The sequence below is a fragment of the Geofilum rhodophaeum genome, assembly GCF_002210225.1.
GTDB classification, from domain to species: Bacteria; Bacteroidota; Bacteroidia; order Bacteroidales; family Marinilabiliaceae; genus Geofilum; species Geofilum rhodophaeum.
Genome location: NZ_MWUJ01000001.1, coordinates 363971 through 382039, shown reverse-complemented (window position 1 = coordinate 382039; position 18069 = coordinate 363971). Strand labels below are relative to the sequence as shown.

14 protein-coding genes and 2 tRNA genes are annotated in these 18069 nt (G+C 51.6%); 6 read left to right on the top strand and 10 right to left on the bottom strand.

The annotated features are described in order from the left end of the window. Positions 1-37: 37 nt before the first annotated feature. From B4W65_RS01370 to porU, 4 genes are read right to left on the bottom strand one after another with little or no spacing between them, the layout of a single operon-like run. Positions 38-370, bottom strand: coding sequence for a thioredoxin family protein (locus B4W65_RS01370; RefSeq protein ID WP_088653304.1), 333 nt, complete (start codon positions 368-370; stop codon positions 38-40). Positions 371-382: 12 nt separating this feature from the next. Then, on the bottom strand, positions 383-871 hold the full coding sequence (gene ispF / locus B4W65_RS01365) for a 2-C-methyl-D-erythritol 2,4-cyclodiphosphate synthase (RefSeq protein ID WP_169713469.1): 489 nt from the start codon (positions 869-871) through the stop codon (positions 383-385). 6 nt (positions 872-877) lie between these two features. Further along, complete coding sequence (porV, locus tag B4W65_RS01360) at positions 878-2038, bottom strand: type IX secretion system outer membrane channel protein PorV (RefSeq protein ID WP_088653303.1); 1161 nt, start codon at positions 2036-2038, stop codon at positions 878-880. A gap of 41 nt (positions 2039-2079) precedes the next feature. Continuing rightward, on the bottom strand, positions 2080-5454 hold the full coding sequence (gene porU, locus B4W65_RS01355) for a type IX secretion system sortase PorU (RefSeq protein ID WP_088653302.1): 3375 nt from the start codon (positions 5452-5454) through the stop codon (positions 2080-2082). A gap of 344 nt (positions 5455-5798) precedes the next feature. Between porU and B4W65_RS01350 the strand changes: the two genes are divergently transcribed. Together B4W65_RS01350 and B4W65_RS01345 are read left to right on the top strand one after the other, a co-directional pair. Beyond that, entirely contained in the window at positions 5799-7283 is a 1485-nt protein-coding gene (locus tag B4W65_RS01350; RefSeq protein ID WP_088653301.1) for an SUMF1/EgtB/PvdO family nonheme iron enzyme, read from the top strand. Between the two features lie 81 nt (positions 7284-7364). Beyond that, on the top strand, positions 7365-8663 hold the full coding sequence (locus tag B4W65_RS01345) for a UDP-N-acetylmuramoyl-tripeptide--D-alanyl-D-alanine ligase (RefSeq protein ID WP_088653300.1): 1299 nt from the start codon (positions 7365-7367) through the stop codon (positions 8661-8663). 3 nt (positions 8664-8666) lie between these two features. Here B4W65_RS01345 and B4W65_RS01340 read toward each other — a convergent pair whose 3' ends face one another. The 4 genes from B4W65_RS01340 to B4W65_RS01325 all read right to left on the bottom strand — a co-directional run bounded on the left by B4W65_RS01340 (position 8667) and on the right by B4W65_RS01325 (position 12805). Beyond that, on the bottom strand, positions 8667-9707 hold the full coding sequence (locus tag B4W65_RS01340; protein ID WP_088653299.1) for a glycosyltransferase family 2 protein: 1041 nt from the start codon (positions 9705-9707) through the stop codon (positions 8667-8669). A gap of 3 nt (positions 9708-9710) precedes the next feature. After that, complete coding sequence (locus tag B4W65_RS01335) at positions 9711-10601, bottom strand: lysophospholipid acyltransferase family protein (protein ID WP_088653298.1); 891 nt, start codon at positions 10599-10601, stop codon at positions 9711-9713. Next, positions 10601-11395: an inositol monophosphatase family protein gene (locus B4W65_RS01330; RefSeq protein WP_088653297.1), complete on the bottom strand. Its 795-nt coding sequence runs from the start codon at positions 11393-11395 to the stop codon at positions 10601-10603. Before B4W65_RS01330 ends, B4W65_RS01335 begins: the two co-directional genes overlap by 1 nt. Positions 11396-11464: 69 nt before the next feature. Further along, entirely contained in the window at positions 11465-12805 is a 1341-nt protein-coding gene (locus B4W65_RS01325) for a PhoH family protein (RefSeq protein ID WP_088653296.1), read from the bottom strand. A gap of 113 nt (positions 12806-12918) precedes the next feature. Here B4W65_RS01325 and B4W65_RS01320 point away from each other — a divergent pair, with 113 nt between their 5' ends. From B4W65_RS01320 to B4W65_RS01305, 4 genes are all read left to right on the top strand, one after another. Continuing rightward, positions 12919-14217, top strand: coding sequence for a bifunctional folylpolyglutamate synthase/dihydrofolate synthase (locus tag B4W65_RS01320; protein ID WP_088653295.1), 1299 nt, complete (start codon positions 12919-12921; stop codon positions 14215-14217). Between the two features lie 69 nt (positions 14218-14286). Next, positions 14287-14361 (top strand) — tRNA-Val (locus B4W65_RS01315). Positions 14362-14388: 27 nt separating this feature from the next. Further along, positions 14389-14463 (top strand) — tRNA-Val (locus tag B4W65_RS01310). A 142-nt stretch (positions 14464-14605) separates the two neighbouring features. Continuing rightward, positions 14606-15253: a redox-sensing transcriptional repressor Rex gene (locus tag B4W65_RS01305; RefSeq protein ID WP_088653294.1), complete on the top strand. Its 648-nt coding sequence runs from the start codon at positions 14606-14608 to the stop codon at positions 15251-15253. Here the strand turns inward: B4W65_RS01305 and B4W65_RS01300 are convergent. Together B4W65_RS01300 and B4W65_RS01295 are read right to left on the bottom strand one after the other, a co-directional pair. Next, positions 15250-16677, bottom strand: a complete 1428-nt coding sequence (locus tag B4W65_RS01300) for a sensor histidine kinase (RefSeq protein WP_240509440.1) — start codon at positions 16675-16677, stop codon at positions 15250-15252. The genes B4W65_RS01305 and B4W65_RS01300 overlap by 4 nt on opposite strands. Next, positions 16601-17977, bottom strand: coding sequence for a sigma-54-dependent transcriptional regulator (locus B4W65_RS01295; protein WP_088653519.1), 1377 nt, complete (start codon positions 17975-17977; stop codon positions 16601-16603). The genes B4W65_RS01300 and B4W65_RS01295 overlap by 77 nt, the downstream gene beginning before the upstream one ends. Positions 17978-18069: the final 92 nt, after the last annotated feature.

The following is an 18069-nucleotide window of genomic DNA, read 5'->3' as shown; positions in this document are numbered from 1 at the left end:
AAGGAATAATGGGTGGCGTGTGTCGCCGGCCCGTTTTTTAGGGCTGGAAGTATAGGTTGTAGGGACGCTCCAGTGCTGCTTCCAGCTCACCCAGTCCTATGTTGCGAGAAAAGCGAAAAGTTTCGCGACCTTCGAAATAGATGAGCAGCGTGGGTACAGCAAATACGGAATGGGCCCCGGCGATTTCGGGGTTCAGTTCGGTGTTGCAGTACAGCTGTTTAATTTTTGGGAAGCTTTGGTGAAGCAGCTCGGCTACTTTGGGTTTGAGCACCTTGCAAACATTGCAGCGCTCGTGTGAAAAGTAAACCAGAACCGCGCTTTCACTGTCCAGTTGCTGCTGGTAGTCTTCCAAACTCGTGATACTTTCCATAGATGCACTCTTTTAAACCTTGTAAATAAGTACGGTGGCGTAGGCCGAAATCCCTTCTCCCTTGCCCACAAAGCCCAGCTTTTCGGTGGTGGTGGCTTTGATGGAAAGCTGGTCCGGATCAATATTCATGACGCGGCAAAGCACCTCCTGCATTTGTGGAATGAAGGGGTTGATTTTGGGTTGTTGGAGACAGATGGTGGCGTCCAGATTACCCACTTCATAACCCTTGCTACGCAGCAACTCTAAGGTTTTCTTCAAGAGTATTTTACTGTCGATGCCCTTGAGCTCTGGAGCGGTGTCGGGAAAATGAAAGCCAATGTCCCTAAGGTTGGCGGCGCCCAAAAGGGCGTCGCACAGGGTGTGAATGAGTACGTCTCCGTCTGAATGACCAACAGAACCCTTACCAAAAGGAATCTCAATGCCGCCAATCCACAATTTGTAGCCGGGGGCCAGTTGGTGTACATCGTAGCCCATGCCTACCCGGAAGTTGGGTGCCTGCATAATGGTTTATCGATTAGATAGTTGATCCAGGTCGATGCCCAGGGAGAAGCGAATGGTATTGGCCAGGGGATTGTCGGCTACCACGGGGATGATGTAAGACGCATCCAGGGTCATCATGTTGAACTTGATGCCTATCCCTGCGGTAAAGTGTTTGCGGTTTCCCTTTAGTTCGTGCTCATGAAAATAACCGGCACGCAGTGCAAACTGGTTGGCGTACCAGTATTCGGCACCTAAGGAGTAGGTAATTTCCTGCAGCTCTTCCTCCATGCCACCGGGGGCATCGCTGAAGGACTGGAACATGGCTTTGGTGACCGACATGTTGTTGTATTTTTGTGCGTAGTCGTTGGCCGTTCCTTCTTCAGGAGAAAAGCCGGGGGTTGGTACCAGCAGCTTATTCAGGTCCAGCGTAAAAACCAATCGGTTGTAGCTGTCGAGTTCGGAGTCGAGGGCTACACCCAGGCGCATGTTGGTGGGAATGAATAGTTTATTGACTTCGTCGTAGGAAATCTTGTTTCCAATGTTGGACACGTTGATGCCGGCAGCCAGTTCTGAGCTTTCGCCCATCAGATTAACCGGGGTCCGGTAGTAAAAGGCCAGATCGGCCGCAAAGGAGTTGCCCGGCTGCATATCTTCTTGCATCGAGTTGAGGTCGGAGCGGATGTAGCGAAAGGCCACGGCGCCGGAGAATTTTTCGGACAGGAGGCGACTGTAGGCTACGTCAAATGCGAATTCATTTGGGTTTACTATGTAGCCCGGATCGTTGATGGAGGTGGTATAAGTAATGTTGCCCAAGGTGAAATACCGCAGCGAGGCACTGAGGGTCTGCATTTCGTCGAGGCGCATGAAGCCGGTCAGGTAGTACATGTTGATGTCGTTAACCAACTTGCGCAGCCAGGGGGTGTAGGACATGGAGGCGCCCATATTGCTGTCGATAAAGGCAAATTTGGCCGGGTTCCAGTGTTGAGAGTTTACATCGGGAGAGGTAGCCACCCCGGCATTACCCATGGCGCCTGCCCTGGAGTCGGGCGCTATGCCGATGAAGGGAACGGCGGTGTTGATGATGTTAACTTGACCGCTTAGATCGGAGTAGTCCTGGCCCAGGGCAGGAGCTACCGAAAGAAGCGTGAGCAGGGCTAAGGCACATAGAGATTTCAGTATTCTTTTCATTGCTGATTTTTTTCGGTTTATTGAAGTGTTATTGTTTTTATTCAAGGACGAACCATTATTTTTTCAAGGTGCTGGGTTTCTTTGCCTGTGTTGCTGCGTATGTGAAAGCGCAGCAGGTAGAGGCCTGGATGCACTATGCCCAATTGTTGCATCGAGAGTGTTTGTGGAGCTATTTGGTTGGCATTGGCGACCAGGTCCATATTCAGTCGGCCCAGCAGTTTTCCATCGGTGGAATGCGCTTCGATGAGCACGCCTAGCGCAGCGTTGGCTTCGTCGGTTTCGAAACCGAAGCGCCCCTCCTGCGAAACGTGCAGCGGATTGGGGTGCCAGTTGAAGTTTCTGATTTTTAACTGACTGGTATTTTCTGCTACAAAAGATAATTCGGCGTTGCTGGAATTGTTGTAATTGTCCCAAACCCGCAGGGAAAGGTGGTTGGTGCCTGGTGGCAGTTCAGGCAAAAGATAAACAATGGTGCCGCTCTGGTAATCGTCGGGACTGGCCTGGAAGTATTCGTTGAGTACAATGGGCTGCTGATTGTTGTTGTTTAAAATTAGTACCAGATCGTGCCCAATGCCGTTGCCGGAAGTGTTGATGCCCGACGCATCCTTAAGGTGGGCATAGAGCACTGGTCGTTTCCCGGTAAGGTCGCCCGCTTTAAAGTTGCTGTGATTCAGGTAGAGCTCAATGTCCGGCCCCTCATTGTCCTCGGGGGCATCCAGGTCAAAACCGCCCACAACAAAATCCTTAAAGGAGCCGAAAGCCTCTCCGCTGTCTTCGGATTGCGCGTAGTAGGTGATTTTTCCGGGTGCAAAATTGTAGCGGATGTCGTAGGGGATGCGGAAGTTGAGCTCGAAGGCTCCGTCTTTTACCGTGGCTTTGCCCCTAAAGAGAATGGCCGTGTATTGACTAAACTGAAAGGGCGTTTGACCCCCGTTTCCCAAAGTAGTAATTTCCTGTGGCTTGTCGTATACGGTAACTTCTACCTCCCCATTGTAGCTGTGCAGGGGCTGCCCCGCTTCATCGGCAATATAACCACTTAGACTGGCTGTTGCCAGCGCTTTGAGCGTATCGGTGCTGACGCCCACATCTTTCTGGTTAATGGTGGCTGTTTTAATGTTTTTGGAAGGGTAAATTAAGCGCAGGGCCGGGTCGCCCAATAATGAGAAATTAAGCTTGTTTACGGTGTTTCCGGCTGCGTTTTTGGTGTTTTTTATGATGTTGCCGAGACTGGGCTTTTGTCCGCCTTCCATCTCATTGAATACATGCGCAACAAAGGCGCTGTTGAGTTGGAAGTTAAGGCTCGAATAAACCATTCGGGTTGTTGTAAGTAAAGCAATGGCGCCGCCATAGGGATTAAGAAAAACCCTTTCCCCTGCCGATACGATGGTCGGATGGTCAAAGCGACTGAACTCACAAGTTGCGGTAACAAACAGCGGCAAGCGCCGGATGTTGGTCCATTCGCTGATGGAGGCGGTGGTGATAACCTGTTCTGCGGTCAGGCCTCTGACGCCGCCATGTCCAACGTAATTAAAGATAAGGGTCCCTTGCTGTATGGTGCGGTTAAGCATGTCCTCGGCATCGGGCGACTTATCGCCCTGGGTACTGCTGGTCTTTGCGTAGTTGTCCAGGTAGATTTTTCGGAGATTGAAGGTGCCGTGGTTTTGTTCCATTCGCTCGGCAAGGATGTCTGCGTCGCGCATGTGAATGTTGTAGTCGCCGTCGTCTGCCATAAAAGTCAGCAGTTGGCGCCAATTGCCCGGATCCTGGTCTTCGAGATAAGCCCGCACCTTATCCACCGCAATTTGAGCATCGTCTTGAGTGCGAACGGGAAAGCGTCCTATGCCAATGTCGAGTTGGTCGAAGCGATCATTATCCCCTTCGTCGGCATCCAGGAAGCCAAAATAGTCGTCGGTTACGTAGCTGTTGGTCTTATGAATGGAGTTTTCGCTCTGGTAGGTAGGGATCAGCGACTTCTTTTCGGGATCAGCAATCCGGTCGGCATAGGATCCGTTTCCAAAAAGCAGCAGGTAGCGGGGGCGAAGGTTTTCGTTTTCTCCGGCTTTTTCGTAGAGCATACGCAAAAAGGAACGTATGGCGGTAGGGTCGGTATGTCCCCAGGAGAATTCATTATATATTTGACCGGGTGCGACAATCAGGATGTTTAAACCTCTGTGTTTTTCATGGAGGGCGGCCAACTCTTCTGCTTGTTCGAAAAATTGTTCCGGCGCAACAATGACATAGTCGGCCTGATTGATGGCATGCAAATTCTGGTTTTTCACACTGCCCAGTCGGCGTGGCTGTGGCAAATCGCCCGAGGGGTTGAAGGCCACCAATTCATGAAGCTCTTCAGTGGCCATGGTGAAGTCGAGGCTTCCCGAATGGTGGTTGAGCGGAATCGCCTTCGGGCTAAGCAGGTCACTGACTTCCCACACTACAGTCTGGCTGTTGGTGTTTTGAAGCACAAAGCGGGTAATGTTGCCACTGCCCCTGGCTTCCTGGTCACGGAACAGCAGGCTGCTGCCTTCCATTTGCAATCGGGCACGGGTGTTGACTCCTACATAGTCGAGCCAGGCTTCGGCATTGGCCGGTGGGTTGCTGAAGCGCACTTTTACCTGGAGGCTTTCTTCGTCTATGGTATTCGTGGTGTGGCCGCTGCTTTCCTGCGCATAAAAACCATCCAGGTCGTTCATGTTAACGGAGGGGACCAAGAGGTTGAGGGCTGGATTGCTCTGATTGTTCAGCGTGAATTGAAGTGCGCTTACACTGCCGGAGCGGGCAGCTGCGGCAGCATAGAGTTTTACAGGCTCTTCTTCTATCCGATGGCTTACCGGAAAGGAAAAGCTGTGCTCGATTACGTGGGTCGAAAAGCTTTCACCAAACCACTTGCGACCGGATCCGATGAGGTTATTGCGTTCGTTTTCGTGAAAGTGGCGCTGGTCGTAGCTGTGACTTTCCCGGTTGGCTGGTGCATTGGTTGGCGCTGCAGTCTGTATCTGCTCAGGAGCGTTGTGGTTGTCCCCCAAAAAGTATACGGCCTGGTTGTCCCAGCTGTGCAGCTGGTGAACAAACATGGCGCGCTGTTCGTCCCACTGCCAGGAGGCCGGTCCGTGCCCATAGAAATATAAGGCGTTGTTGTGGTGCCAAACAGCAACTGCAGGCAGATCGTCGGGACGGTAGCTGCTGTTGGCGGGCGGAACCATTTGTCCCCCAAAACCATAAACCCCTACGTTTTGTGGATTGCTGAATCCCCAGTCCTGCAAGGTCGTGTAGGAGACGCGATAAACGCCGGTTTGGTCCACAGCCACTTTAACCCAGGTGCCTTTTTCCAGAACGGAGTTGTTGGCGTAGCTTTCGCCGGCCTTAAGCGGAAGGCTGACGACAAGGCTGAACAGCAAAATGGAAAGAAGCTTGTGCATATACTGGTTGAAGCTGTGTTTAACTAGATTGCTCTGCAAAAGTAATGTAAAAATCTTATTTAAGAATAAACGGGGAGAAGGGCAAAAAATTGTGAGGGCAAATTCTGTGGTTCGATGTAATAAAAGAGTTTATTCAGCGTTTTGTTTTTGTGTTTCATCAAATTTTATTGGTTACGGAGACGGAGTTGAAAAGTTCGCTGTAAAAAAATGAAGCACTAAGGGTTTTGCTATAACCTTTTTGTATTTTTGCAGTATAAAGCTGCAGGTCGTGTTGTTAAGGACCCGCAGTATTTCGTATATTTGTAACGTTTTTGCACGCAATTCAGAATTCAAGAAGATAAGCTATGAGATTTAAATCCAGTTTGTTATTAGTTGCTTCGGCAGTCGCGGTGGTTATGAGTTCCTGCGGCGGAAGCAGCAAGCAGTCGTCTCCCGTTACCGGTTGGGCCTACAACAATGCCGATAATGGCGGCTTTGAGTATAAGGATCAATACGAGCAGGAGAAAGGACCGGGTTTGGTATTTGTTGAAGGAGGAACCTTCATAATGGGTCAGACCGACGAGGATGTGATGCGCGAGTGGAACAATTCGCCACGACGGGTTACTGTACCTTCGTTTTATATGGACGAGACCGAAGTGCGCAATGTGGATTACCGCGAGTATTTGTACTGGATCAATCGTGTATTTATCGATTTTCCGGAAGTTTACCGCAAGGCCTTACCCGACACTTTGGTTTGGCGTCGTCCGATGGCTTACAACGAACCTTTGGTGGAGAATTATTTGCGTCACCCTGCTTACAGCGACTATCCTGTAGTTGGTGTAAATTGGTTGCAAGCCAATGATTTCTGCTCCTGGCGTACCGACCGTGTCAATGAAATGATTTTGGTTAACGAAGGCATTCTGGAGTTGACCATTCAGCAGTTGGGTGAAGACAATTTTAATACCGAGGCTTATTTGCTGGGTCAGTACGATGGTGTGGAAGGAAAGCGTCCGATGGAGGATCTGCATCCCGATAGAGAGTATCGCAGAGTCAGGGCCGATGACGGCATTCTTTTGCCCCGTTACCGCCTCCCAACTGAGGCCGAATGGGAGTATGCAGCCATGGGTTTGGTGGGCAACTCCTACGATGAGCGTTTGACCAACCGTCGCATTTATCCCTGGGATGGCCATATTCTCCGTAATCCGGATAAGGACGAAAGAGGTCGTATGATGGCCAACTTTGTTCGTGGCTCCGGAGACTATATGGGAATGGCCGGTTCATTAAACGATGGTGGTGATGTTACTGTCCCTGTAAAGTCCTATTATCCCAACGACTACGGCTTGTATTGTATGGCCGGTAATGTGAATGAGTGGGTGGCTGATGTTTATCGTCCGTTGACTTTCCAGGATACGGAAGAATTCAGTCCCTTTAGAGGAAACGTTTTTGAAACCAAGGTGCTGGACGAAGAAGGCATGGTCGTTGATAAGGATGAGTTTGGTCGCATTCGTTACCGTGAAGAGACCGATGAGGACATTCTTAACCGTGCCAATTACCGTACCTCCGACAACCGCAATTTCCGTGATGGCGACCCTATTTCAAACATTTCAGCGGTGACTGGCGATTGGACCGAAGAAGAGGCCAATACCGAATCGATGTATTCGGGTGGCACAGGGCCTATGGGCAGTCTGGTCAGCGACCGTTCACGTGTTTACAAGGGTGGTGGCTGGAGAGACCGCGCCTACTGGTTGAGTCCCGGTACCCGCCGCTTCCTCGATGAGCGGGAGTCGCGTGACGATTTGGGTTTCCGCTGCGCGATGACCCGTGTGGGACGTCCCACTTCTGCAGAATAACAAGATCATCCCTCGATAGCAAGAAAGGCCGGCCATTAGCCGGCCTTTTTGTATCTTTCGAAATAATTTCTAAAGGAGTTTATGCAAGCTGTTTTTGAAGCCTATTTAAGGTGCCGGAAGGTGACTACGGACAGTAGGGCCTGTGGGCCCGGGACGCTGTTTTTTGCCCTAAGGGGTCCCTCTTTCAATGGCAATGATTTTGCCCGGGATGCCCTGGCTCAGGGTTGTGTTTTGGCAGTGGTGGATGCTCCCTCTTTAAAGGGTGTGGATGGCTGTTACTGGGTGCCCGATGTGTTGGAGGCCTTACAGGAACTGGCAACCTGGTATCGGCGACAAAGCGGGGTGCAGGTGGTGGGTATTACCGGTTCCAACGGAAAAACCACCACGAAGGAACTGCTGGCCCAGGTGCTTGCCCGGAAGTACCGGGTGTGGTTTACCCAGGGGAATTTGAACAACCATATTGGGGTGCCGCTAACGCTGCTTGCCATGCCGCCCGATACCGAAGTGGCGGTGGTGGAAATGGGCGCCAATCATGTGGGTGAAATTGCTGCCTTATGTCAGATTGCTCAACCCGATTGCGGACTAATTACCAATGTGGGGAAGGCCCACCTCGAAGGTTTTGGTTCTTTTGAGGGGGTAAAAAAGGCTAAAGGCGAGTTGTATGCTTTTTTGAATGAAGGTTTGCGCACCATTTTCGTGAATGCGGGCAATCCGCATTTGAAAGCCATGCTGGGTGTTCACTACAATAGGGCCTTAAAGTATGGCGAGGGGGAAGACAGTCTCCTGCGTGTTTCGGCTGTTACGGCGGAGCCCTTTTTGCGTTTTTCCTGGCAGATGGAGGGTGCCTGTGGCCTGCAGCGGGTCGAAACCCGACTCAGCGGTCGCTACAATTTGGAAAATGCCCTGGCAGCCATTATGGTGGGACTGCATTTCAAGGTGCCCTTTGAGGACATCAAGATTGCCTTAGAAAGTTATGCGCCGGCCAATCATCGTTCTCAGGTGGTGAACACGGGGCGCAATCAGGTCTTGCTCGACGCCTACAACGCCAACCCTTCGAGTATGGCGGCGGCGCTGGCGCACTTTGCTGGCTTGGACCACCCCCGAAAACAGGTCGTTTTAGGGGGGATGAAGGAACTGGGTCAGGACAGTCTCGCAGAACATTTGAAGCTTCTTGCCCTTTTGCAGGAACTGGCCTTGTCAGCCTGCTGGCTGGTGGGGCTCGAATTTAAGGATTTGCTGCCGGAGGAAGAGGGCTGGTTGTGGTTTGCCGATGCCGCTGCGGTGGCTGCCTACCTGCGCGAGCACCCCGTTAAGGATGCCCTTGTTCTGGTCAAGGGGAGCCGCGCCAATCGCCTGGAAACGCTGATGGGAGGACTGTAGGATTTATTGCTTTAAGCCCCGGGGCTTAAAGTTTAGTTGACTGAATTGCTGTTTTTTGCGCACAAAAAAATCCCAGACGATGGAACCGCGGTACATCTCGGGATGCTTCTTTTTGAGCACCAGGGGCAGCAGCTTTTGTCTCTTGCGGTAAAACAACCAAAAGTCTTTAATAAAGTGACGGTGGGCCCGGGATACTGCTGCGGCATTGGCGCTTTGTCCCTGCCGCAGGAAGTTTAAAAGTGCCAGAAGATCCAAAAAGAAGCGCAATAGAATGAGCAGGTAGGCACGTGCACCACCCTGGTTTTTCAGCAGGAGAAACAGATTGTTGCGAAAATTCAAGTAGGTTTTGCGGGCATTTTGGTAGTCGAGGGTGCCTCCGCCCAGGTGCAGGATGCTGCTGTGGGGCTGGTAGAGTATGCGCCAACCCTGGTTTTTCATACGCCAGCACCAATCGATTTCCTCCATGTGTGCAAAAAAGTCCGGATCGAGGCCCCCCGACTCCAGAAACAGTCGGGTTCGCACCATGAGTGCTGCGCCGCTTCCCCAAAAGAGTTCGCCCTCTTCGTCGTATTGCCCCTTATCGGCTTCGGCCAAATGAAAAATGCGGCCCCTACAAAAAGTATAGCCCAGGTAGTCGATGAAGCCTCCTGCTGCACCCGCATACTCAAAATGGTCGGCTTGGCGCAAGTTCAGAATCTTGGGGACACAGGCGGCTGCATTGGGGTGCTTTTGCATGGTTGCTATAAGAGGCGGCAGCCAGTCGGCCCGTGGCTGGGCATCGGAATTAAAGAGGACGCTGTATTCGGCATTCACCTGTGCGAGCGCCTGATTGTAGCCCTCGGCAAAGCCGAGGTTTTCGCCCAGTGCGATGCAGCGAACAGCCGGGTAGTGTGTTTTGAGCCAGCTTAGCGAGTCGTCCGAAGAGCCGTTGTCGGCCACCACCACTTCTACTCCGGGCAGTTGACAGTGCTTCAATACCTCGGGTAAAAATTGCTCCAGGAGGTGACGGGTATTCCAGTTGAGGAGGACGACGGCAACTTGCATGGTTTATTTTTTCAGGTGTTGGTATTTCCAGCGCTTGTGCGACCAGAGCCAATACTCGGGGTGTTGCTGTATTTGGGCTTCGAGCAGGCGCACGTGCCATTCGGTAATGGCGAATTCGGGGTCGCTGGCTTCGTCGCCCGGATAGGGGACAAAGCGCATGCGGTAGCGGCCCCGTTTTATTTTGTCCATTTGCCAATAGACCACTTTGGCTTTGGCCAGTCGCGCCATTTTTTCCGGTCCCAAAATCACCGGCGTGTCCTGGGTCAGGAAGGTGGTCCAGTAGTGCAGCTCAAATTTGGAGGGACTCTGATCGGAAATCAGACCCAGAATGAAGCGTTGATTCTGGCGTTTAAAACCTACTATTTCGCGGGCTACATTTTTTAAAGGAATGTTGCGACTGCCATAGAGGCTGCGCAAGCGGAGCATAAAACGATCGAAGTAGGGGTTCTTGAGGGGACGGTACACCGAGGTGCCCAGGGCCTGGAGTCCCAGACTGGCGGCGGGTACCCACTCCCAGTTGCCGTAGTGGGCCGAAACGGCTACCACATCGCGGCCCTGTGCCAGTAAATTCTCCATTACTTCGAAGTTTTCGACCTCTACGCGTCGGCGTATTTTTTCGGCCTTGCGGTGTTGCAGTATCAGCGTCTCCACAAAAAGGTCGGCAAAGTGGCGATAAAAACGCCGGCGAATGGTGGCTCGTTCTTTTTGGCTTTTTTCCGGAAAGGCCATCAGCAGATTTTTATCGATGACTTTTTTTCGGTAGCCCAGGGCAGTGACCAGTAGAAAAAACAGATCTGAAAGTCGGTAAAGTACCACCAGTGGTAACCAGCCCAGGAGCCAGAGCAGGGGATAGCCCAAATAGAAGCCCAGGGCGTATTGCTGTTTTTTTTGCATCAGTTTAAGAGTTCTTCGATACGCTGTTGGAGTTCTTTAAAAATCCCGGCGTTGGCGCTGACGATTTCCCGGCCGAACAACCAGTTGTCGCCTCCCGAAAAGTCGCTGACTTGTCCGCCCGCCTCCTTAATAAGCAGGGCGCCTGCTGCCACGTCCCAGGCTTTGAGGTCGTATTCGTAAAAGCCATCGAAGCGTCCGCAGGCCACGTAGGCCAGGTCGGCTGCTGCGGAGCCCAGGCGACGCAGTCCGTGACTGTTTTTCATAAAAAAGTCCAGCGACTGCATAAATTGCTCCATCTTTCCGAAATTGGTGTAAGGGAAGCCGGTGGCGATGAGGCTGTCGGCCACGCGCTGACACTTGCTTACCGCTATAGGTTGCTCGTTGAGCCAGGCCCCTCCGTTTTTCCAGGCGCGGAAGCACTCGTCGAGTCCCGCTTCATACACCACACCCAGCACCACTTCGGGGCCATCCATCAGGGCGAGACTGATGCACCAGGGATAGAGGCCGTGAATGAAGTTGGTGGTGCCGTCAATGGGGTCGATGACCCAGTTGTAGCGCTCTCCGCGTTTGGTGGAGGTGCCTTCTTCAGCGATGAATCCGGCTTCGGGCAGGAGGGTGCTCAGCGCCTTTACCAGCGTGGCTTCGGATTGCTTGTCGAAACGGGTCACAAAATCGTTGCTGCCCTTACTTTCTGCTTCGGGGCGATGCTTTTCGCGTTCTTGTTTGAGTTGACGGCCGGTATCGCGGGCCAGGCGCCCCACTTCGGTGCAAAGGGCAGATAGAGACAATGGCATGGCAGTTGGTTTTGATGCCCAAAGATAGCAAAAAAACGCCGCCGAAACGAGGTTTCGGCGGCGGCTCTATTAGAGCAGATTGGAGGCCAGTTCGGCCAGGTAGCTTCGCTCTCCCTTCACCAGGTTGATGTGGGCAAAGATGTCCTGCCCCCGCATTTTGTCGGTGAGGTAGGCCAAGCCGTTCGACTGCATATCCAGATAGGGCGTGTCGATTTGGTGCACGTCCCCCGTAAACACAATCTTGGTGCCTTCTCCCGCACGGGTAATGATGGTCTTTACTTCATGGGGCGTGAGGTTCTGCGCCTCGTCAACAATAAAAAAGGCGTCGGACAAGCTGCGTCCGCGGATGTAGGCCAGGGGGGTAATAAGCAGTTCGTCCCGCTTTTGCATGTCTTCAATCAGGTTCAGCTCCTTACTTTGGGCAGCAAAGCGGTTTTTAATGACCGAAAGGTTGTCGTACAAGGGCAGCATGTAGGGCCCGATTTTCTCCTTGGCGTCACCCGGTAAAAAGCCGATGTCGCGGTTCGAGAGCGGAACAATGGGGCGGGCCAGTAAAATCTGCTTGTAGAGCTTGGTCTGCTGCAGGGCAGCAGCCAGGGCCAGCAGGGTTTTGCCGGTACCTGCTTTCCCGGAGAGAGACACCAGCTTGATGTCGGGATTCAACAGGGCGTGCAGCGAAAAGGTCTGCTCGGCATTGCGCGGCTCAATGCCAAAGGCCGAATGTTTTTCTACCCGCCGAATCATCTGACTGAAGGGGTCAACCCAGACCAGTACGCTTTGGTTGTTGTTGCGTAAAATAAAGTATTGGTTGGCCGGGGTGAGGGCTTCGTCCATAGGGAAATCTTTGCGGGCAATGGAGCCACTTTGGTAAAGCTGTTCAATCACAGCTGCATCAAAATCGTCGAAAGTCTCCACCCCTTTGTACAAAATCTCGATGTCCTTAACCTTGTCGGTTTCATAGTCCTCCGTCTTTAATCCCAGCGACTTGGCCTTCATCCGCAGGTTGATGTCCTTGGAAATTAGGGCTACCGTACGATCTTTAAATTGTGCGCTCACGTGCAGGGCAATGGCCAGAATGCGGTGGTCGGGGGTGCGCTCGCTGAAGGATTCCTCCATAACCTGGGGAAAGGGTTTGCCGGTAGCGATGAACAGGCGCCCCAGATCCTTGCCCAGGGGCACCCCTTCGCTGAACAGCTGCTCTCCGGCCAGTTTGTCCATCTGGCGCACAAATTCGCGGGCCTGAAAGTTGATCTGCTCGTTGCCCTTTTTGAACTTGTCGAGTTCCTCGAGTACGGTGATGGGCAGCACCACGTCGTTGTCCTGGAAGTTGTAAAGACACTTATGGTCGTGCAACAGCACGTTGGTGTCGAGAATGAAAATCTTGGCTGGGTTCTTCTTCTTGGCTGTCATAAATGTGGATTTTTAGGAGCGGATTTGATTTCCGCTCTTTTTCTTCTTTAAATATACCAATTATCGTACAGATTTCTCACTTTTGCAGCGCGAAGCTTTGAAGAACTGAAATTATGCACAGCTTAACCAATTATACCGAGGCGCTTGACTTTTTGATGACCCGTCTGCCCATGTATCAACGCAGCGGCGCCATGGCCTATAAGAACAACCTGGACAACAGTCTGGCCCTCGATGCCCACATGGGCCATCCTCATCGTAAGTTTAAAATCATCCATGTTGCAGGGACCAATGGCAAAGGTTCTGTGTCGCACATGTTGGCGGCTGTTTTGCAAAAGGCAGGTTGGCGCACCGGCTTGTATACTTCGCCGCATTTGCGCGATTTTCGTGAGCGGATCCGCATTAATGGGTCTTGCATTCCAGAAGCAGAGGTGCTTCGTTTTGTTGTGAGTAACAAGGAGCTGCTCAGTAAACTGGCGCCTTCCTTTTTTGAAATGACGGTGGCAATGGCCTTTGATTATTTTGCCCGGGAGCAGGTGGAGGTGGCCGTAGTGGAGACCGGATTGGGAGGAAGGTTGGACTCGACCAATATTGTACACCCTGTTTTAAGTGTAATTACCAATATTGGGCTGGACCATACGGCTTTGTTGGGAGATACGCTGGAGCAAATTGCTCAGGAAAAAGCCGGCATCATTAAATTGCAGGTCCCTGTAGTGGTGGGACGCAAGCAGGCAGCCACCCGTGGGGTCTTTGAGCAACAAGCGCTGAGCCGGCATGCCCCCCTGATCTGGGCCGAAGATGAAGTGCTGGCCCTGTCGCTGGAGCAGCATTTGCGCTGGCAAAAGGTGCAGGTGACCTGTAAGAGTCAGGCTGGTGAATTTACTTGTCGGCTGCCGCTTCCGGGAGACTATCAATTGGAAAATGTGCAGACCGTAGCAGCTGCTTTGGATGAGTTGCAGCGTTTGGGCTTTGCCCTGAATGAGCAAGTCGTCCGCGAGGGCCTGGAGGAGGTCGCCGCTCTTACCGGATTGATGGGGCGCTGGCAGGTGCTGTCGGAGCAGCCCCTGGTGATTTGCGATACAGGGCACAATGAGGATGGGGTGAAATGGGTGGTTCGGCAGTTGCTGAAGAGTTCCTGCGAAAAGTTGCATATTGTTTGGGGCATGGTGGGCGATAAGGATGTTCGCGGTATTTTGAAACTGTTGCCGCCCCATGCCGTCTATTATTTTACCCAGGCTGCCCTGCCCCGTAGTCTGGATGCCAGGGAGCTTCAGCATCTTGCCCTTTTGCACGGGCTGCAGGGACAGTTTTATCCTACCGTGGCAGAAGCAGCAGCTGCAGCGAAAAAAAATGCCGGAGATAACGATTTGATTTTCATTGGAGGTAGTACTTTTGTGGTGGCTGAGGCACTTTAATTTGGGAAAAATGTTTGGCGATTGCGCAAAACTCTTCTATATTTGCATCGCTTTTAAGGAAAGCAATCAGGGCGCTTAGCTCAGTTGGTTCAGAGCATCTGGTTTACACCCAGAGGGTCAGCGGTTCGAATCCGTTAGCGCCCACCCCGATTAAGAGAAGTCCGTATTTTTGGGCGCTTAGCTCAGTTGGTTCAGAGCATCTGGTTTACACCCAGAGGGTCAGCGGTTCGAATCCGTTAGCGCCCACAAGAAGAAAAGACCACCATGTGTGGTCTTTTTTTTTATGCCCGGCGGCAGGGACTGTTGGAATTGTCAATAAAGAATTGTTTCTTTAATGGATTTTCTTATTACTTTTGTAGATTAAGGTACTGGATTTAAGTTAAACGCTATGGAGGCAGGCAATACCAAGAAAAAAAGTGCGCTGGTGCCGGAACCGGCTTTGCGCCGAATGCCGTGTTATCTGGCTTATCTGAAGCTGGCCCGGCATAAGGGCAGTCAGTATGTAAGCTCTACCTTGATCGCTCGAGACAATGGCGTGGATCCCACGCAGGTCACCAAAGACTTGTCCTACACCGGAATCACCGGAAAAACACGGGTGGGGTATGAGGTAGAGCCGCTTATCGATGCCCTGGAAGATTTTCTTGGTTTCAGGGTCATGGACCAGGCTTTTTTATTTGGTGCCGGGAGTTTGGGCACTGCCCTGCTGCACGATCACGGACTGGTGCAGTATGGACTGAAAATAGTTTCTGCCTTTGATGTGAATCCCCTGGTAATCGGGCACTCTATTGGTGGGGTATCCATAGCGCACGTAGATGAGTTTGTAAAGAAGAGCGATCACGGGATTCGCATCGGCATTTTAACGGTGCCTGCGGCCAATGCGCAGGATGTGGCCAATATGATGATTGCCAACGGCATTAAGGCTATTTGGAATTTCACCCCGGTCCGCATTGCCGTCCCCGAAGGAATTGTAGTGCAAAATACTTCTTTATATGCACATTTGGCCGTTATGTTTAATCGGCTTAACCACAACGACTAAAACGTAAGTACAAAGCGGGTCTCCTGCTCCGGTTCCGAAAAAGCATTGATGCTTCCTCCGTGCAAACGCAAAATTTGACGCGAAAGACTTAGGCCAATGCCGGAACCCTGTGGCTTGGTTGAGAAAAAGGGTATGAAAATCTTGTCGATGACTTCCGGCAGGATACCCGGACCGTTGTCGCTGATCTGTATGGTGATGCGGCCGCGGGCATTGAGGCCCGATTTCAGTTTAATATGGGCATCTGGGCGTCCCTTCAGGGCGTGTATGCTGTTTGTAATCAGGTTGATGAGTACTTGTTCGATGAGTTGCTCGTCGGCCGACAATTCTAAGGAGGCTGGTTCTGACTCGAGGGTGCAAGTGATGTTGGCCGCATCCATTTCGTTGCGGTGCAGTTCGTAAATGTTTTGAAGCAGCCGTTTTACCGGGAAAATGTTGAAGTTGGGTTGCGGAATCCGGGTGAGATTGCGGTAGGTGTCGACAAAATGAATGAGTCCTTCGGTGCGTTTGTGTATGGTCTCCAGCGCCTTGCCTATTTCTTCCAAATCCTCCTTCTCTTCTTTCGGCAGTTGTTTAATTTCTGTTCGGTCGATCAAATCCTGGATCAGATGGCGAACGGTGGAGCTCAGCGAGGAAATGGGGGTGATGGAATTCATGATTTCGTGAGTGAGTACACGAATGAGTTTTTGCCACGACTCCATCTCCTTTTCGTCGAGTTCATGCTGAATATTCTTGATGGAAATCAGCATGATGTTGCGGTTGTGAATCTTGAACTCGGTTCCGTAAATAGACAGTTGCAGCAAATCGTCCTTTTCGCGGATTTGTACCAGGGCATTTTCTCCGTGACGTATGGTCAGGAGTTTTTGCACCAAGTCACTGCTTATACTTTCGAGTTGTTTAATGTTGTTGAGGTTGCGCAGCTGAAAAAGGCGCTTGGTGGCGTTGTTGGTCATTTCAATATGGCCATCGCTCCGATAGGCAATCAGCGCAATGCCGATGTGTTGAATAACGGTTTGCAGGTAATGGTAGCTCTCTTCTTTCTCAGCCCGCACTTTTTTAAAGTCATCAATTACCTCATTAAGTGTGATTTTCAGTTGATTCAGCGACGAGTCGTTGCTTTCAATCTGAAAGGTCCTCGAAAAGTCGGCATAGCGAATGGATTGTAAAAAGCTGTTCAGTAAAAGGTTGGTCTGGTCGATTTGTCGAAAGAGCAAAACCACCTGCAGAAGGGCTAAGATGGCCACCAGCAGGAGCGTAAAAGTTAAAGCCGTTTTCACCGCCAGAAACATAAACAGTCCCAGCGTGAGACTCAGCACAAGGATGCGCAGCAGCAGTTGCAGACGAAAACGGTTAAAGCCCATGTTTTTCAAGTCTTCGGTAGAGGGATGTTCGGGTGAGCCCCAGGTCAGCGGCTGCCTTGGACACATTTCCGGCGTTGTTGCGGAGTACTTTCTCTATAATTCTTTTTTCTACTTCGTCGAGGTTGTAGGTGTCCAGTCCGAACTCTTCTTGCGTGCTGTTGTGGCTGCTCAGTTGAAAATCGGCTTCACTTAAGGTGTCTCCCTCACTCATGATGAGGGTACGTTCAATTACGTGTTGAAATTCGCGCACGTTGCCCGGCCAGGGATAATCACGCAGCTTTTTGATGACGCCGGCACCCAGTCGGTCGACCCGGCGCTTGTATTTTTGTCCGTAAAGCTGCAAAAAGTGATCGGCCAGGAGGGGGATGTCTTCGGGGCGCTCACGCAAGGGCGGAAGATCTATTTCTACCGTGTTGATGCGGTAAAGCAGGTCTTGCCGGAAGCCGCCTTCAGCGGCCAATTGTTTGATGCCCATATTGGTGGCACTGATTAATCGAATATCAATAGGTGTGGGTTTGTTGGCGCCCACCCGTATTACTTCGCGTCGTTCGAGTACGGTCAGCAGCTTGGCCTGCAGCGGCAAGGAAAGATTTCCTATTTCATCTAAAAAAATGCTGCCTCCCTGGGCCAGTTCAAAACGCCCCGGGCGGTCGGCTTTGGCATCGGTAAACGCTCCCTTGGTGTGTCCAAAGAGCTCGCTCTCAAACAGCGACTCGCTCAGGGCCCCCAGATCCACGCTGATGAAACTTTCCTCTTTGCGCAGCGAGTGCCTGTGAAGGGCGCGTGCCACCAGCTCTTTTCCTGTTCCGTTTTCCCCTAAAATGAGTACGTTGGCATCGGTGCCGGCGACTTTACGTATGGTTTTGAATACCTGTTGCATCCCGGGGCTCACGCCGATGAAGTCGGCAAAGGGCTGATCCATCAGCGTATTAATCTCTTTTTGGCGGGCGCGCAGGTGGCTGACTTCCCTGCGGGAGCTTTTCAGCTTCATGGCCGACCAGATGGTAGCCAGCAGCTTTTCATTTTGCCAGGGTTTGATGATGAAGTCGGTAGCCCCGGCTTTGATGGCCCGCACCGATTTTTCAACATCGCCGTAGGCGGTGATGAAGAGCACCACGGCTTCGGGGTCGTTTTCGAGAATTTTTTCGAGCCAGAAGAAACCTTCCTTGCCGCTGATGGCGTCCTTGTTGAAATTCATGTCGAGCAGAATTACATCGAAGCTCTCCTCGGCCATGTGTCGCGGAATGTTTTCGGGGTTGGTTTCGGTGCGGATGACTTCAAAATGCGGCTTTAACAGCATTTTCAGTGCAAACAGGATGTCTGCGTTGTCGTCGACTGCGAGTATGCGTCCGTTTTTTTCAGCCATGTTTAAGTTTCTAGGGGTGCCAATGCCCAAATCTACAAAATAATTGTACATTCAAAAAGCTTTGCGGGCTGGCATGATTTCTGTCATTCCAA

Excerpts from the sequence above, each read along its gene's own strand:
- B4W65_RS01335 (WP_088653298.1), bottom strand. The coding sequence starts at position 10,601 with ATGCAAAAAAAACAGCAATACGCCCTGGGCTTCTATTTGGGCTATCCC.
- ispF (WP_169713469.1), bottom strand. The coding sequence starts at position 871 with ATGCAGGCACCCAACTTCCGGGTAGGCATGGGCTACGATGTACACCAA.
- B4W65_RS01345 (WP_088653300.1), top strand. The coding sequence starts at position 7,365 with ATGCAAGCTGTTTTTGAAGCCTATTTAAGGTGCCGGAAGGTGACTACG.
- B4W65_RS01300 (WP_240509440.1), bottom strand. The coding sequence starts at position 16,677 with ATGTGTCCAAGGCAGCCGCTGACCTGGGGCTCACCCGAACATCCCTCT.
- B4W65_RS01330 (WP_088653297.1), bottom strand. The coding sequence starts at position 11,395 with ATGCCATTGTCTCTATCTGCCCTTTGCACCGAAGTGGGGCGCCTGGCC.
- B4W65_RS01320 (WP_088653295.1), top strand. The coding sequence starts at position 12,919 with ATGCACAGCTTAACCAATTATACCGAGGCGCTTGACTTTTTGATGACC.
- B4W65_RS01350 (WP_088653301.1), top strand. The coding sequence starts at position 5,799 with ATGAGATTTAAATCCAGTTTGTTATTAGTTGCTTCGGCAGTCGCGGTG.
- B4W65_RS01295 (WP_088653519.1), bottom strand. The coding sequence starts at position 17,977 with ATGGCTGAAAAAAACGGACGCATACTCGCAGTCGACGACAACGCAGAC.
- porV (WP_088653303.1), bottom strand. The coding sequence starts at position 2,038 with ATGAAAAGAATACTGAAATCTCTATGTGCCTTAGCCCTGCTCACGCTT.
- porU (WP_088653302.1), bottom strand. The coding sequence starts at position 5,454 with ATGCACAAGCTTCTTTCCATTTTGCTGTTCAGCCTTGTCGTCAGCCTT.
- B4W65_RS01305 (WP_088653294.1), top strand. The coding sequence starts at position 14,606 with ATGGAGGCAGGCAATACCAAGAAAAAAAGTGCGCTGGTGCCGGAACCG.
- B4W65_RS01325 (WP_088653296.1), bottom strand. The coding sequence starts at position 12,805 with ATGACAGCCAAGAAGAAGAACCCAGCCAAGATTTTCATTCTCGACACC.
- B4W65_RS01340 (WP_088653299.1), bottom strand. The coding sequence starts at position 9,707 with ATGCAAGTTGCCGTCGTCCTCCTCAACTGGAATACCCGTCACCTCCTG.
- B4W65_RS01370 (WP_088653304.1), bottom strand. The coding sequence starts at position 370 with ATGGAAAGTATCACGAGTTTGGAAGACTACCAGCAGCAACTGGACAGT.